Source organism: Cryobacterium sp. BB307 (assembly GCF_012274275.1).
In the GTDB taxonomy this organism is placed as follows: domain Bacteria; phylum Actinomycetota; class Actinomycetes; order Actinomycetales; family Microbacteriaceae; genus Terrimesophilobacter.
In genome coordinates this window covers 87,849-101,535 of the sequence record NZ_JAANZA010000002.1, presented here as the reverse complement: position 1 = coordinate 101,535, position 13,687 = coordinate 87,849, and the positions used below count along the sequence as shown (strand labels likewise).

At 66.6% G+C, this 13,687-nt stretch carries 12 protein-coding genes; 2 read left to right on the top strand and 10 right to left on the bottom strand.

Annotation, left to right across the window (positions count from 1 at the left end; all coding sequences use genetic code 11):
* Positions 1-5 precede the first annotated feature (5 nt).
* Both rplU and HGK58_RS07740 read right to left on the bottom strand, forming a co-directional pair.
* Positions 6-314: a 50S ribosomal protein L21 gene (rplU, locus tag HGK58_RS07745; protein ID WP_168627024.1), complete on the bottom strand. Its 309-nt coding sequence runs from the start codon at positions 312-314 to the stop codon at positions 6-8.
* A 98-nt stretch (positions 315-412) separates the two neighbouring features.
* A complete protein-coding gene (locus HGK58_RS07740) occupies positions 413-976 on the bottom strand; it encodes a hypothetical protein (RefSeq protein ID WP_168627023.1) in 564 nt (187 codons plus the stop codon).
* 26 nt (positions 977-1,002) lie between these two features.
* On the opposite strand from HGK58_RS07740, the gene HGK58_RS07735 reads away from it, so the two are divergent.
* On the top strand, positions 1,003-1,275 hold the full coding sequence (locus tag HGK58_RS07735) for a DUF4031 domain-containing protein (RefSeq protein WP_168627022.1): 273 nt from the start codon (positions 1,003-1,005) through the stop codon (positions 1,273-1,275).
* A 77-nt stretch (positions 1,276-1,352) separates the two neighbouring features.
* On the opposite strand, the gene HGK58_RS07730 is transcribed toward HGK58_RS07735, so the two are convergent.
* The gene (locus HGK58_RS07730; protein WP_168627021.1) at positions 1,353-3,707 is read right to left on the bottom strand and encodes an Rne/Rng family ribonuclease; all 2,355 of its coding nucleotides are present in this window, start codon (positions 3,705-3,707) and stop codon (positions 1,353-1,355) included.
* A 275-nt stretch (positions 3,708-3,982) separates the two neighbouring features.
* Here HGK58_RS07730 and HGK58_RS07725 point away from each other — a divergent pair, with 275 nt between their 5' ends.
* The gene (locus HGK58_RS07725) at positions 3,983-4,585 is read left to right on the top strand and encodes a vitamin K epoxide reductase family protein (protein WP_168627020.1); all 603 of its coding nucleotides are present in this window, start codon (positions 3,983-3,985) and stop codon (positions 4,583-4,585) included.
* A gap of 74 nt (positions 4,586-4,659) precedes the next feature.
* On the opposite strand, the gene HGK58_RS07720 is transcribed toward HGK58_RS07725, so the two are convergent.
* The 7 genes from HGK58_RS07720 to ileS all read right to left on the bottom strand — a co-directional run bounded on the left by HGK58_RS07720 (position 4,660) and on the right by ileS (position 13,670).
* Positions 4,660-5,547 carry a glycine betaine ABC transporter substrate-binding protein gene (locus tag HGK58_RS07720; RefSeq protein ID WP_168627019.1) on the bottom strand — a complete coding sequence of 296 codons (888 nt, stop codon included), beginning with the start codon at positions 5,545-5,547 and terminating at the stop codon, positions 4,660-4,662.
* Positions 5,548-5,651: 104 nt separating this feature from the next.
* Positions 5,652-6,584 carry an ABC transporter permease subunit gene (locus tag HGK58_RS07715; RefSeq protein ID WP_168627018.1) on the bottom strand — a complete coding sequence of 311 codons (933 nt, stop codon included), beginning with the start codon at positions 6,582-6,584 and terminating at the stop codon, positions 5,652-5,654.
* On the bottom strand, positions 6,581-7,891 hold the full coding sequence (locus HGK58_RS07710; protein WP_168627017.1) for a glycine betaine/L-proline ABC transporter ATP-binding protein: 1,311 nt from the start codon (positions 7,889-7,891) through the stop codon (positions 6,581-6,583). The genes HGK58_RS07715 and HGK58_RS07710 overlap by 4 nt, the downstream gene beginning before the upstream one ends.
* A 331-nt stretch (positions 7,892-8,222) precedes the next feature.
* Entirely contained in the window at positions 8,223-8,645 is a 423-nt protein-coding gene (gene ndk / locus HGK58_RS07705; protein ID WP_168627016.1) for a nucleoside-diphosphate kinase, read from the bottom strand.
* Positions 8,646-8,659: 14 nt separating this feature from the next.
* The gene (locus tag HGK58_RS07700) at positions 8,660-9,040 is read right to left on the bottom strand and encodes a DUF4233 domain-containing protein (RefSeq protein ID WP_210422795.1); all 381 of its coding nucleotides are present in this window, start codon (positions 9,038-9,040) and stop codon (positions 8,660-8,662) included.
* Positions 9,037-10,419, bottom strand: coding sequence for a folylpolyglutamate synthase/dihydrofolate synthase family protein (locus HGK58_RS07695; RefSeq protein WP_168627015.1), 1,383 nt, complete (start codon positions 10,417-10,419; stop codon positions 9,037-9,039). Before HGK58_RS07695 ends, HGK58_RS07700 begins: the two co-directional genes overlap by 4 nt.
* A complete protein-coding gene (gene ileS / locus HGK58_RS07690; protein WP_168627014.1) occupies positions 10,416-13,670 on the bottom strand; it encodes an isoleucine--tRNA ligase in 3,255 nt (1,084 codons plus the stop codon). Before ileS ends, HGK58_RS07695 begins: the two co-directional genes overlap by 4 nt.
* Positions 13,671-13,687: the final 17 nt, after the last annotated feature.

Sequence of the window (13,687 nt, the reverse complement as noted above, 5' to 3'; positions counted from 1 at the left end):
GCCCCTTACTTGATGCTGGTGATCTTGACGCGGGTCTGCTCGGCACGGAAGCCCATGCGGCGCTTGTACCCCGTCTTGTTCTTGTAGTTCTGGATGACGATTTTCGGGCCGCGCTCGTTGCCGAGCACCTCGGCCGTGACCGTGACCTTCGCGAGTGACTTCGCGTCGTGGGTGATCTTGTCACCGTCGACGAGCAGCACCGGCGCAAGCTCGATGTTGCCGTTCTTATCCGCCTGGATGCGGTCGAGGACGACGATCGAACCGACCTCGACCTTTTCCTGCCGACCGCCGGCGCGCACAACTGCGTAAACCACGTGGGGACCCTAACTCTTGAAGGAAGCTATTGGCGTAAAAAGCGGGCTCAGCCCAGCGCACACCAAGGGTCAATGCTACTTGATGGGCGGTACGGCGGTCAAACCTCGTCGAGGATGCCTTCCGCGGGTTGTTGAGCCGGACGCTTCGTCAGCCAGAACCACAAGCATACCCCGGCGAGGACAACGACCGGCGCAGCGTAGATCAGCGCGTTGACCGCCTGCATCAGACCAACGGCGATCGCGTAGTTGCCACTCTGGGCGAGTGCGCCGGCGACACCGCTCAGTGAGTGCCCGAACCAGCTCACCTCGGACAGCCGCGCCATCGCTTCGAACAGGAACGAGGCAATAAAGACCGCCAAGGCGCCGAGACCCGCCGCTGCGAGCGAGCGAGCCACCACCTGGGCCATCCTGTGCTCCGCGACGATGCGTGCGACAAGCCAGAAGCTCACGAACACTCCGAGTGCGAACGGCAGCCGGACGGTGAGAAAATCAAACCCCAGCCCACCTAGCCACAGCCCAAGCTGACCGGAGCTGCCGTAGAAGGCGATCGTGTACACAGCGTTCGCCAACTGCTGGGCGACCATCACCGCGAGGACGAGGCCAGCCGCGTACGCGGCCGTGACCGAGTTTGGTTTGCGGACCGCTGTGGCGACGCTGTGCATCCGGATGCCCCCTCTAAACTCCCACCATGGCCGTGCTCATCGATCAACCTAGCTGGCCAGCGCACGGGATGCTATGGGGTCACCTGGTGAGCGACTCGTCCCTCGAGGAGTTGCACGCCTTCGCCGCACGGGTCGGACTCCCCCGGCGCGGCTTCGACCTGGACCACTACGACGTGCCGGACCACCGGTACGACGACCTCGTCGCGGCCGGGGCGATCCCCGTCAGCAACCGGGAACTCGTCGAGCGCTTGCTGGCGAGCGGCTTGCGCGTGACGCAGCGCGAGCGTCGCGGTCTCTGACCTAAACCATCGAGTCGGGAGTAGTTGCCCTTATGAGGTCGTTCATTTGGACAACTACTCCCGACTCAATGAAGGGATTAGGACTCTTCGGTCTCAGCCTGGGCCGCGATGCTCGCGGAGGTCGCGCGTCGCGGTCGGCGTGCTGAGCGTCCTGTGCCCGGCTCCTTCGGCGCCGGAAGCGCTTCCAGCACCGAACCCAGAATGTCCTCGGCGGCCTCGGGGCTCACCCGGCGGGGGGCGCGCTGCACCTTCTTCAGCGGGATGTCCAGGATCGCGAGCTCGGCGTCCTCGGCGTCCTTCTCGGGTGCCGCGGGCGTTTCGGCCATCGCCTCTGCTGTCGCGGGAGCAGCCTCTTCGACCGCTTCCTCGGCGGGTTCGCTCTTCGCCGCGTCGTCATGCGCATCCGGGATGATCGTGCTCGCCGCGATCTGGGCGAGCGCGTTCTTCACGTCATCGGTGATGGCGTGCGTGCCATTGCCGGGCTTCGACGGCGGCGCGGTCTGCGCCTTGCCCCGACGGCGCGTCTCCGGCTGCGGGGTCTGGCGGTGCTTGGTGACGGGGTCGTGGTGGACAATGATGCCGCGTCCGGCGCACACGTCGCACGGCTCGCTGAACGACTCGAGCAGCCCAAGGCCGAGCTTCTTGCGGGTCATCTGCACGAGACCGAGGCTCGTCACCTCGGCGACCTGATGCTTGGTGCGGTCACGGCTGAGGCACTCGACCAGGCGCCGCAACACGAGGTCACGGTTGGTCTCCAGCACCATGTCGATGAAGTCGACGACGATGATGCCGCCGATGTCGCGCAAGCGCAGCTGGCGGACGATCTCCTCCGCGGCCTCGAGGTTGTTCTTCGTGACCGTCTCTTCGAGGTTGCCGCCCGAGCCGACGAACTTGCCGGTGTTGACGTCGATGACGGTCATCGCCTCGGTGCGGTCGATGACGAGCGAGCCACCGGATGGCAACCAGACCTTACGGTCGAGCGCCTTCTCGATCTGCTCGGAGATGCGGTACGAGTCGAATGCGTCGCCGTCGCCGTCGTAGCGCTTCAGGCGGTCCATCAGGTCGGGGGCGACCTGGCTGAGGTAGCCGGAGATGGTCTTCTCGGCGTCGTCACCCTGCACGACCAGGGACTGGAAGTCCTCATTGAAGACGTCACGCACGATCTTGACCAGCAGGTCAGGCTCGCTGTGCAGCAGGGACGGCGCGTTCCCCTTCTCAACTGCCTTGCTGATCTCGGCCCACTGGGCGATCAGGCGGTTGACGTCGAGGGTCAGCTGCTCCTGCGTCGCTCCCTCGGCGGCGGTGCGCACTATGACACCGACGTTCTCCGGGAGCACCTCCTTGAGGATCTTCTTCAAGCGCGCACGCTCGGTGTCCGGCAGCTTGCGGCTGATGCCGTTCATCGACCCGTTCGGGACGTACACGAGGTACCGCCCGGGCAGGCTGACCTGGCTGGTGAGTCGGGCACCCTTGTGTCCGACAGGGTCCTTGGTCACCTGCACGAGCACCTTGTCGCCGGGCTTCAGTGCCAGTTCGATGCGACGCGGCTGGTTCTTCTCGCCATCGGTGTTCGCGGCATCCCAGTCCACCTCGCCGGAGTACAGCACGGCGTTGCGGCCACGACCGATGTCGACGAACGCTGCCTCCATGCTCGGCAGCACGTTCTGCACGCGACCGAGGTAGACGTTGCCGATGAGCGACGATTCCTGCGACTGGGCGACGTAGTGCTCGACGAGCACGCCATCCTCGAGCACGCCGATCTGGATGCGGTTGTTCTTCGACCGCACGACCATGACGCGATCGACGCTTTCGCGGCGTGCGAGGAATTCTGCCTCTGTGATGACCGGGCGGCGGCGGCCGGCGTCGCGGCCGTCACGGCGGCGCTGCTTCTTCGCCTCGAGCCGCGTCGAGCCCTTCACTCGCTGCGGTTCGGTGATGAGCTCCGGCTGCTTGCGCGGCTGGCGGACCCTCACAACGGTGTTTGGCTGGTCGTCGCCCGGGTCGGAGTCCTCACCCGCACGACGCCTGGTGCGTCGACGCGACGATGACGGCGTCTCCTCCGTGTCGTCGAAGTCAGCCACCGGCGGCAACGGGGGCAGGTCCGGTGCCTGGAAGATCAGCGACGTGGTCGTCAGTGCCCGGATGGGCTCGGGCTCGGGGGTGGTCGCCTCGGGCTCGGCCGCCTGCTCGGGCTGCGCTGCGGGTTCCGCTGTCTCTGCAGGCTCAGCCTCGGCGTTCGGCGACTTGGCGACGTCTGCCGCTTGGTCAGCCGACGCATCCGGCACCTTAGCGACATCGTTCGCGGCCACGGCAGCCGACTTCGGCTCCGCCTTCCGCCGTCTCAAGATGCGGCGCTTCGGGGCCGCCTCAGCGGCACCCTCCGGCGCGGTTGTTGGATCCTGTGATTCGTTGTTGTCGTCTGTCTCCAGCATTGCTGGTGCGCTCCCAGCCCGGTGCGGGTATCCGCGCTACCCTGCGATCCGGGTCTCAATTCTCGAGCGGCGTTCGTCATGAACATCCGCAAATCCTGTGCGTCCTGACCGTGGCACTCGGTGCGTCGTGCAACCGTGGATCTCGGCCATTCCGGTTCTGTGACCGGGAAGCTTGTCGTAGGTCACGCCGAGCGCGGCTCGGGTGACTGTCGTCAATTATCGCACGCTGTCGCCCGGAACGTACGCATTTGCCTCGGAGTGGAATAATCGCGAGCGTGCGCCCGCCCCAACCCACTGCCCGTCCGACGGCACTCGCGATCTTCCTGATCATCGCCGGAGCTATCGGATTCTGGGGCTCGTGGGAGCTCACCATCTCGAAGTTCGAGGTGCTGCAGAACCCTGACACGCAGCTCAGCTGCGACATCAGCGTTCTCGTCGCGTGCGGCCCGAACCTGGACTCATGGCAGGGCGCGGTATTCGGTTTCCCCAACCCGTTGCTCGGAATCGCGGGCTTCGCAGCGCCGATCGCGGTCGGTGTCAGCCTGCTTGCCGGCGCACGGTTTGCGCGCTGGTTCTGGATGCTGTTCAACCTCGGGCTGCTCGGCGCCTTCGTGTTCGTGTGCTGGCTCATCGGCCAGAGCATCTTCGTGCTCGGGACGCTGTGCCCGTGGTGCATGGTCGTTTGGTCGGTGACCATCCCGTTGTTCCTTGCGGTGACGCTGTACAACCTCAAGTCGGGCAACATCCCGGTCCCGCCGGCGGCCCGCCGCTTCTTCGGGAAGCTCTACTCCTGGGTGCCGCTGCTGACCGTTCTCTGCTACGTGGTCGTCGCGGTGCTGGCGCAGGTGCGCCTCGACGTCGTGAACAACCTCTTCTAGCGCCGAGTTGCCCACTTCGGCCCCCAAAATGTGCGAAAACTGGGGCGGAAGTGGGCAACTCGGGACGTTCGGCACTAGTTGGTGAGGCTGTCGACCCAGTCCTGGTTCTGCGAGATCCAGTCCTCGACGATGGGCGCGTAATCATCACCGTCGTACTCGTTGAACAGTGCGTTCTCGAGCGAGTGAAGCAGGTCGGAGTCCATGGTGAAGTCCTCCAGCCACTTCGCGACCTCGGGGAAGTCGTCCGCGAAGCCCGTGCGGCTGTAGCTGTACATGCTCTCGGAACCACCGAGCGCGCCATCCGGGTCCTCGAGATCCTTGATGTCGAACGCGTCGTACGCCCAGTGCGGACGCCACAGGGACACGACGATGTTCTCGCCGGAATCCAGTGCGGTCGACAGCTCCGTCAGCATCGCCGGGGTCGACGAGGTGAGGAAGTTCATATCCTCGAGCCCGTACCCGGGGATCACGGCGTCCTCCATCACGCCGGTGAGGCCGGCGCCCGGCTCGATGCCGACGATCTGGTTGCCGAACAGGTCCGCGTTCTCGGCCAGCTCGGCGAGTGAGTCGATCGGCGCATCCGCGTTCACGGCAACGGTGAGCGAGGCCGTGTCGTTCCAGGCACCCAACTCGACGATGTCGTTGCCGTAGGTCTCGAGGTACTTGGAGTGCGTGCCTGGCAGCCAGACGTCGGTCGTGAAGTCGTAGTCGCCGGTCGACAGTCCCGCGAAGACCGGTGCGGGGTCTGCGTACTCGAGGTTCACGTCGTAACCCTGCTCGGTGAGGATGTTCTCCCACAGCAACGAGGTCGCGACTCCCTCGTCCCAGCCGTTGAACACGGCGATGGTGATCTCGCCCTTGCTCTCGGTGGCGTTGCCGGGCTCGGCCTCCGCCGAGCATCCGGTCAGTGCGAGCGCCGCAATGGCGCCCGTTGCGATCAGCGCTGAATGGCGCTTTCTCATTGGTGTCTTCCTTTCTGGGCGCGCAGATGCGCGTCCGGGGTTGACGTGATTGCACGCGGAATCTCCGCGCGCACGGGTCACGGGCGCACGGGGCGCCCGCGAGTTCAGGGGACGGCGATGGGCCGCTTGCTTCCCTCGCCCACGGCAGCGACCTCGGCCTCTTGGGTGATGCCGTTCGGCCGGCGGCGCCCCAAGAACCTGCTGAGGAAGCTGCCGCCGTTGCCGAATGCCGCGGTGAGCCGGTCGAGGAAGATCGCCAGGATCACGACCGAAAGTCCAGCCTCGAAGCCGAGGGCGATGTCGATCCGGTTCAGGCTCGCGACGACCTGCCCGCCGAGTCCACCGGCACCCACCATTCCGGCGATCACGACCATGGACAACGCGAGCATGATCACCTGATTGACACCGGCCATGATGGTCGGCATCGCGAGGGGAAGCTCGATTTGGCGGAGGATGCGGCCAGGTGAAGACCCGAACGCCTTGCCCGCCTCGACGACCTCCTGGTCGACACCGCGGATGCCGAGCTCGGTCAGGCGGACACCCGGCGCGAGCGCGAAGATGATCGTCGCGACGATGCCCGGCACGACGCCGACGCGGAACAGGATGAGCGCCGGGATCAGGTAGACGAACGCCGGCATCGTCTGCATGAAGTCGAGGATCGGCCGGATGATCGTCGAAGCGGCCCGCGACTTTGCAGCGAGGATGCCGATCGGGATGCTCAGCAGCACCGCGATCACGCTCGCGACAATGACCAGAGCAAGCGAATCCATCGCGTAGTCCCACTGACCGACGGCGACTATGAGACCTAGGCCAACGACGCTTCCGATGGCGAACGGCACGCCCTTCACGAGCAGTGCGATGACCGCGAGCACGAGGATGACGGCCCAGAATGGGGGCGTCGCGAGAATCCAGTCGAGCGCGTCATAGGCGCCCTTGAACACGGTCCTGATTGCGCCGAACACGTCGGAGAAGTACTTGGTCACGAACTGGACGAGGGACTCAACCCAGTCGCCGAGAGGGATGCGGAAGTCGTTCACGAGCGACCTCCCGTCATCACGGCATCCGAGTCGGGCTGCGCCGTCTCCTCCAGCGTCGCGGTGACGATCGACACCTCAACCGTGGGCGGCGGTTCGACGATCGGCTGCTCGCCGGTGTTCGTCGTCACATTGCCGAGCGCGGCGAGCAGCGTCACGTTCGGGATCACCCCGAGCAGGCGCTCGTCTTCGTCGACGACCGCGATCGGCAGGTCGCTTTCGACCGCTCTCTCGTAGAGGTCGCTCAGGTACTCGTCGGCGTGCACGCGCGGCACTTCGACCCCAAGTGCCGACCCGAAGCTGCTCTCCCCCGCCCTCACGAGCTTCACCATCTGGCGATCTCGTACGACGCCGATCAGCTTGCGGTTGCGGCCGACGACGTAGAGGGCGGATGTCTGCAGGTCCCGCATCATCCGGAGGGCGGCGCGAGGGCCGGCCGTGTCAGAGATGACCGCGCGCGCCGGTTCCATTGCACTAGAGGCGGTGAGCACGCGCGAGCGGTCGACATCCTGCACGAACTGCGCGACGTAGTCGTTGGCCGGGTCGGTGAGGATCTCCTCCGGTGTGCCGATCTGCACGATGCGACCGTCCCGCATGACCGCGACCCGGTCGCCGAGGAACATCGCCTCGTTCAGGTCGTGGGTGATGAACACGATGGTCTTGCCGAGTTCTGCCTGCAACTCGACCAGCTGTTCCTGCATCTCGCGCCGGATGAGCGGGTCGAGGGCGGAGAACGCCTCGTCCATGAGCAGGATGTCGGTCTGCGCCGCCAGCGCCCGGCCGAGACCGACGCGCTGCTGCATTCCACCGGACAGCTCGCTGGGGAGGCGGTCCTCCCAGCCAGCCAGTCCCACCTTGCCGATGATCGTGCGAGCGCGCTCCTGCCGCTCGGCGACCGGCACACCCTGAATCTCGAGCCCGTAAGCCACGTTGTCGAGCACGGTGCGGTGCGGCAGCAGAGCGAAGTGCTGGAACACCATCGACACCTTCGAGCGGCGTACGGCGCGCAGCTCCTTGGGTGAGATGCCGACGATCTCCGTGCCATCGATCGTGACGCTGCCCGCTGTCGGCTCCAGCAGCCCGTTGAGCATGCGGATGAGCGTCGACTTGCCCGACCCTGACAGCCCCATGACCACGAAGATCTCGCCCGGAGCAACATCGAACGATGCGTCGATGACGGCGGCTGTTCCGTCGCCAGCGACGCTGTCGCGGCTCGCACCGGCTCGCAGCCTGGCGACTACGGATTCGGGCTTCCTGCCGAACACCTTGAACAGGTTTCGGACTTCTACAGCGGGTCGGGACGTGGTCACGGTACCTCCGCGCACGCATCCGAAATTCGGATCGCGGGCGTCATTGGTCACGGTCCGGGTGCATGCCAGGTGCCCGGTGCGACAGTGCCGCAGGGCGGGAGCGAACTTCGGGAACGCTCCCCTGACACGAACCATACGACCGAACGAAATGGGGTTTCATTCGGGCGCGGCCTTGTGTACTGCGTCGACCACCTTAGCGAAACTGGGAAATTGCCGTTAAGGCCGGATGCCGGTCCTCGGCCGGAAAACCGCAGGTCAGGGGCGAATCTCGGCACTTTCGCCGCTCGGCGTGTTCGTTGCCGTTTCGTTACCTATGTGCGCTCAGAGGCCGTCAGGCGAACCAGAGCCCAAGCTCGCGTGCAGCCGACTCTGGCGAGTCGGAGCCGTGCACGAGGTTCTGCTGCACCGCGAGGCCCCAGTCGCGCCCGAGGTCGCCGCGGATGGTGCCCGGCGCAGCTGTGGTCGGGTCGGTGGTGCCGGCAAGCACCCGGAAGCCCTCGATGACGCGGTTGCCTGCGATGCGCAGCGCGACGACCGGGCCGCTCTCCATGAACTCGACCAGCGGCTCGTAGAACGGCTTGCCCTGGTGCTCCTCGTAGTGGCTGGCCAACAGCTCGCGATCCGGCTGCACGAGTCGCACGTCGACGAGAAGGTACCCCTTCGCCTCGATGCGGCGCAGGATCTCCCCCGTCAGCCCACGCGCGACGCCATCCGGCTTCACCAGTACCAGGGTCTCTTCGACGGAATCGGTCATTTCTTCTCTCCTGTTCACGCTGTTGCTGAGTTGTTCTGCCTGTCCAGCCGGCGGCCGGTGAGGAAGCAGTAGATGAAGATCGCGGCGAAGCCCGCCCCGATCGCGTACATGACGGGCAGCACGAGGCCGAGCGCGATGAGCACGACCTGCATCGCCCAGCCGAGCCAGATCGCCCACGGGAAACGCGCGTACGCCGCGGCGATGATCAGCAGCAGGAACAGCACCGCCCCGCCGCCGAAGGCCACCCCCGGAGACACTTCACGCAGCCCGAAGACGGCCATAGTCACAAAGAAGACGAGTGTCGCTTCAAGCCCGAGGGCGATCGATACCAGCGACTCGGTCGCGCTGCGGCGCCTGCGCGGCTTGCGCTGCCTGGGCTGATTCACCTCAGTCACAGCGCCCACCCCTGGTCTCGTCCGATATCGATCGCTTCGCCGACGAGGGTGATCGACCCGGTGACCAGCACGGCACGTCCCTGCTCCAGCCCTGCCCACTCGCGTGCGGCGTCGAGCGCCTCCTCGAGGGTGTCGAATCGGATGACCGTCTCGTGCGTCCACTGCTCGACATCATCGGCCAGCTCGTCGGCGGGGATCGCCCGATCCGAGTGCGACTGGGTGACGTGGATGCGCGTCGCGAGGGGCGCGAGAGTATCGACGATGCCGTGCGCATCCTTGTCGGCGAGGATGCCGACGACGAGCGCCAGCTCACGGAAGTCGAAGTACTTGCCGATCGCCGCTGCGAGCGCCTCGGCACCGTGCGGGTTGTGTGCGGCGTCCACGAGCACCGACGGTTCGATGCCCAGCAGCTGCAGCCGGCCGGGCGAGGTGGCGGTGGCGAGGCCTTCTGCCAGCACGTCCTCGCCGATGCGCTGCTCTCCGCCGCCGAGGAAGCTCTCGACCGCGGCGATCGCAACGGCCGCATTCTGCGCCTGGTGGTCACCGAGCAGCGGCAGGAAGACCTCCTCGTAGCGTCCGGCGAGGCCCTGCGCGGTGATGAGCTGGCCGCCGACGCCGACGGTGGCCGATTCCAGCCCGAAGTCGCGACCCTCGGCCGCGATGGTGCCGTTGTTGCTGGCTGCCGCGCGGATGATCGCGTCCGCGGCATCCGGATGCTGAGCTGCGGTGACAATGCGGGCGCCGGGCTTGATGATGCCCGCCTTGGTCTCGGCGATCTCGGCGATGGTGTCGCCCAGTCGGTGCACGTGGTCCAGCGCGATCGGTGTGAACACCGCGACCTGGCCGTCGGCGATGTTGGTCGAGTCCCACTCGCCGCCTATGCCGACCTCGACCACCGCGACATCGACCGGCGCATCCGCGAAGCTCGCGTAGGCAAGCAGCGTGAGCGCCTCGAAGTAGGTGAGCGGCTCCTCGCCCTCGGCGACGAGCTGCTCGTCGGCCATCTTCAGGTACGGCGTGATGTCGTCCCAGTTCGTCACCAGCGCCTCGTTCGAGATCGGTTCCCCGTCGATCATGATGCGCTCGTTCACCCGGCTCAGGTGCGGGCTGGTGAACAGTCCGGTGCGCAGGCCGTGCGCGCGCAGGATGCTCTCGGTGATGCGGCTCGTGCTGGTCTTGCCGTTGGTGCCGGTGATGTGGATCATGCCGAACGCCTTCTGCGGGTCCCCCAGCAGCTCGGCCGCCTGCCGGGTCGGCTCGAGCCGGGGCTGCGGGGCGGACTCCCCCACCCGGGCCAGCAGTTCGGCATACACCCGGTCAGCCTGGGACTGGAACAGCGCGTCGTCGCTCAGCTCCGGGTCGTCGTCGCGCGCGCTCATACCTTCTCGATCCTGAATGCGTAGGAGCCCTCGCCGTTGTCGGATGCGGCGCGCTCGTCCCAATTGTCTCCCGACGCATCCGTGAACGGCATCGTCTGCAGCTCCACCGCGAGCACCTCGTCGGAGATGTGGCCGCCGAACGAGTCGACCGCGGTCGTGAACGCGCCGTCAACGGCGATGGTCAACCGGATGCGGTCGCTCACGTCCAGGTCGCGTGCCTTGCGCGCCTGGTTGATCGCGCGCACGAGGTCGTTGGCGAGGCCCTCGCTCTCGAGCTCGGGGGTGGTGAGCGTGTCGACGAGCACGAAGCCGCCGCCGGACAGGAACGACACCGCGTGGTTCTCGTCGCCCGCCTCGAGGACGAGGTCGAACTCGCCCGGTTGCAGCGGCGTGCCGCCGACCACGACCGCGTCGCCATCCTGCGACCAGTCGCCCGCCTTGGAGGCCTGGATGACGCGTTGCACGTTCTTGCCGATGCGCGGGCCGAGCGCTCGCGCGTTGACGGTCAGACGCCGGACGATGCCGTAGTCGCTGAGGCTCTGCTCGGTCAACGGCACGAACTGCACGGTCTTGACGTTGAGCTCGTCGCGCAGGATGTCGCTGAACTCCTCGAGACCGGACTGCTCGCCGACCACGGTCAGCGCCGCGAGCGGCAAGCGCACTCGCAGGCCTCGCGTCTTGCGCAATGCAAGACCGGCGGATGCGATCTCCCGCACCCGGTCCATCGTCGCCACGAGCAGGCCGTCGGCGGGGAAGACCCTCGCATCCGGCCAGTCGGTCAGGTGCACGCTGCGCCCGCCGGTGAGCCCGCGCCAGATCTCTTCTGTGACGAGCGGCGCGAGCGGAGCGGCCACGCGGGTGAGGGTTTCGAGCACCGTGTACAGCGTGTCGAAGGCGTCGGTGTCGTCGCCGCCCCAGAACCGGTCGCGACTGCGACGCACGTACCAGTTGGTGAGCACATCGGCGAAGTCGCGCAGCTTAGCCGCGGCCATCGGGCTGTCGAGCGCCTCCAGATCGACCGTGACCTGCTCGATGAGCGTGCGGGTCTTCGCGAGCAGGTACCGGTCGAGGACGTTGGTGGAGTCAGTGCGCCACTTCGCCTCGTAGCCGCTCGCACCTGCGCTGAGCCCGGTCGAAGCGTTGGCGTACAGGGTGAAGAAGTAGTACGTGCTCCACAGTGGCAGCAGGAACTGCCGGACACCCTCGCGGATGCCCTCCTCGGTCACGACCAGGTTGCCGCCTCGGATGATCGAGGACGACATCAGGAACCAGCGCATCGCATCCGCGCCATCCCGCGCGAAGACCTCGGAGACATCCGGGTAGTTGCGCAGGCTCTTCGACATCTTCTGCCCGTCGCTGCCGAGGACGATGCCGTGGCTGATCACGTTCTTGAACGCCGGACGGTCGAACAGCGCCGTCGCGAGCACGTGCATCGTGTAGAACCAGCCGCGAGTCTGCCCGATGTATTCGACGATGAAGTCGGCGGGGTTGTGGCTGTCGAACCACTCGCGGTTCTCGAACGGGTAGTGCACCTGCGCGAACGGCATCGAGCCGGAATCGAACCAGACGTCGAGGACATCCTCGATGCGGCGCATGGTCGATTTGCCCGTCGGGTCATCCGGGTTCGGGCGGGTCAGGTCGTCGATGTACGGGCGGTGGAGGTCGGTGGGCCGTACGCCGAAGTCGCGCTCCAGCTCATCGAGGGAGCCGTACACGTCGACGCGCGGGTACTCGGGGTTGTCGCTCTTCCACACCGGGATCGGGGAGCCCCAGTAGCGGTTGCGGGAGATCGACCAGTCGCGGGCACCGGCGAGCCACTTGCCGAACTGGCCGTGCTTGACGTTGTCGGGCACCCAGTTGATCTGCTCGTTGAGCTCGCCCATCCGATCACGGAAATCCGGGACGCGCACGAACCAGCTCGACACCGCCTTGTAGATGAGCGGGTTGCGGCAGCGCCAGCAGTGCGGGTACGGGTGCTCGTAGCTCTTGACCTGCAGCAGGCGGCCGTCGGAGCGCAGCAGCTGGGTGAGCGGCTTGTTCGCGTCGAACACCTGCAGGCCGGCGACGGGCGCGACATCCGGGAGGAACTTGCCGCCGTCATCGACCGAGAGGATGACCGGGATGCCTGCAGCCTGGCCGACGAGCTGGTCGTCCTCACCGAAGGCGGGCGCCTGGTGCACGATGCCGGTGCCCTCGCCGGTTTCGACGTAGTCGGCCACGAGCAGCTGCCAGGCGTTCTGGGTGCCCCACTTCTCGGTGTCGGCGTAGAAGTCCCAGAGCCGGTCGTAGTGGATGCCCTCGAGCGCGGCGCCGAGGTGGGTGCGGGACACCGCGGCACGCGCGGCCTCGGCGGACTCGTAGCCGAGGTCCTTGAAGTAGGAGTGGACGGTGTCGGTGGCGAGCAGGTACTCGGCGACGCCCTCTTCGGCGCCGTCGCCGGCGCCCAGCGGGCCGGATGGGACGACCGCGTACTCGATTTCGGGCCCGAGCGCGAGAGCAAAGTTGGTCGGGAGCGTCCACGGGGTGGTCGTCCAGGCGAGGGCGCGCACGGCGGTGAGGCCGAGCGCCTCCGCCTTAGGGCCGACCAGCGGGAAGGTCACTGTGACGGTCTGGTCTTGGCGCTGCTTGTAGACGTCGTCATCCATGCGCAGCTCGTGGTTGGACAGCGGGGTCTGGTCGCGCCAGCAGTACGGCAGCACGCGGTAGCCCTCGTAGGCGAGACCTTTGTCGTAGAGCTGCTTGAACGCCCAGATGACGCTTTCCATGAAGGTGATGTCGAGCGTCTTGTAGTCATTCTCGAAGTCGACCCAGCGCGCCTGCCGGGTGACGTACTCCTGCCACTCCTGCGTGTAGCGCAGCACGGACTCGCGCGCGGCCTGGTTGAACTCGGCGATGCCCATCGCCTCGATCTGGCTCTTGTCGGTGATGCCGAGCTGGCGCTCCGCCTCGAGCTCGGCGGGCAGTCCGTGGGTGTCCCAGCCGAAGCGGCGGTGCACCTGCTTGCCGCGCATGGTCTGGAAGCGCGGGAAGACATCCTTGGCGTAGCCGGTCAGCAGGTGGCCGTAGTGCGGCAGGCCGTTGGCGAACGGTGGGCCGTCGTAGAACGTCCACTCTTCGCAGCCCTCGCGCTGCGCGACCGAGGCGCGGAAGGTGGCATCCGCCTTCCAGAAGCTGAGGATGCGCTCTTCGATCTCCGGAAAGCGCGGGCTCGGGTTGACGGACTCATCGCCGGTGCCGGATCGCGGATACATTCGCTGCCTTCCCTCGT

Bases quoted from the DNA above. Each gene is read 5' to 3' on its own strand.
- ndk (WP_168627016.1), bottom strand. From the start codon at position 8,645: ATGACCGATTCCGTCGAAGAGACCCTGGTACTGGTGAAGCCGGATGGC.
- ileS (WP_168627014.1), bottom strand. From the start codon at position 13,670: ATGTATCCGCGATCCGGCACCGGCGATGAGTCCGTCAACCCGAGCCCG.
- HGK58_RS07735 (WP_168627022.1), top strand. From the start codon at position 1,003: ATGGCCGTGCTCATCGATCAACCTAGCTGGCCAGCGCACGGGATGCTA.
- HGK58_RS07740 (WP_168627023.1), bottom strand. From the start codon at position 976: ATGCACAGCGTCGCCACAGCGGTCCGCAAACCAAACTCGGTCACGGCC.
- HGK58_RS07695 (WP_168627015.1), bottom strand. From the start codon at position 10,419: ATGAGCGCGCGCGACGACGACCCGGAGCTGAGCGACGACGCGCTGTTC.
- HGK58_RS07730 (WP_168627021.1), bottom strand. From the start codon at position 3,707: ATGCTGGAGACAGACGACAACAACGAATCACAGGATCCAACAACCGCG.
- HGK58_RS07720 (WP_168627019.1), bottom strand. From the start codon at position 5,547: ATGAGAAAGCGCCATTCAGCGCTGATCGCAACGGGCGCCATTGCGGCG.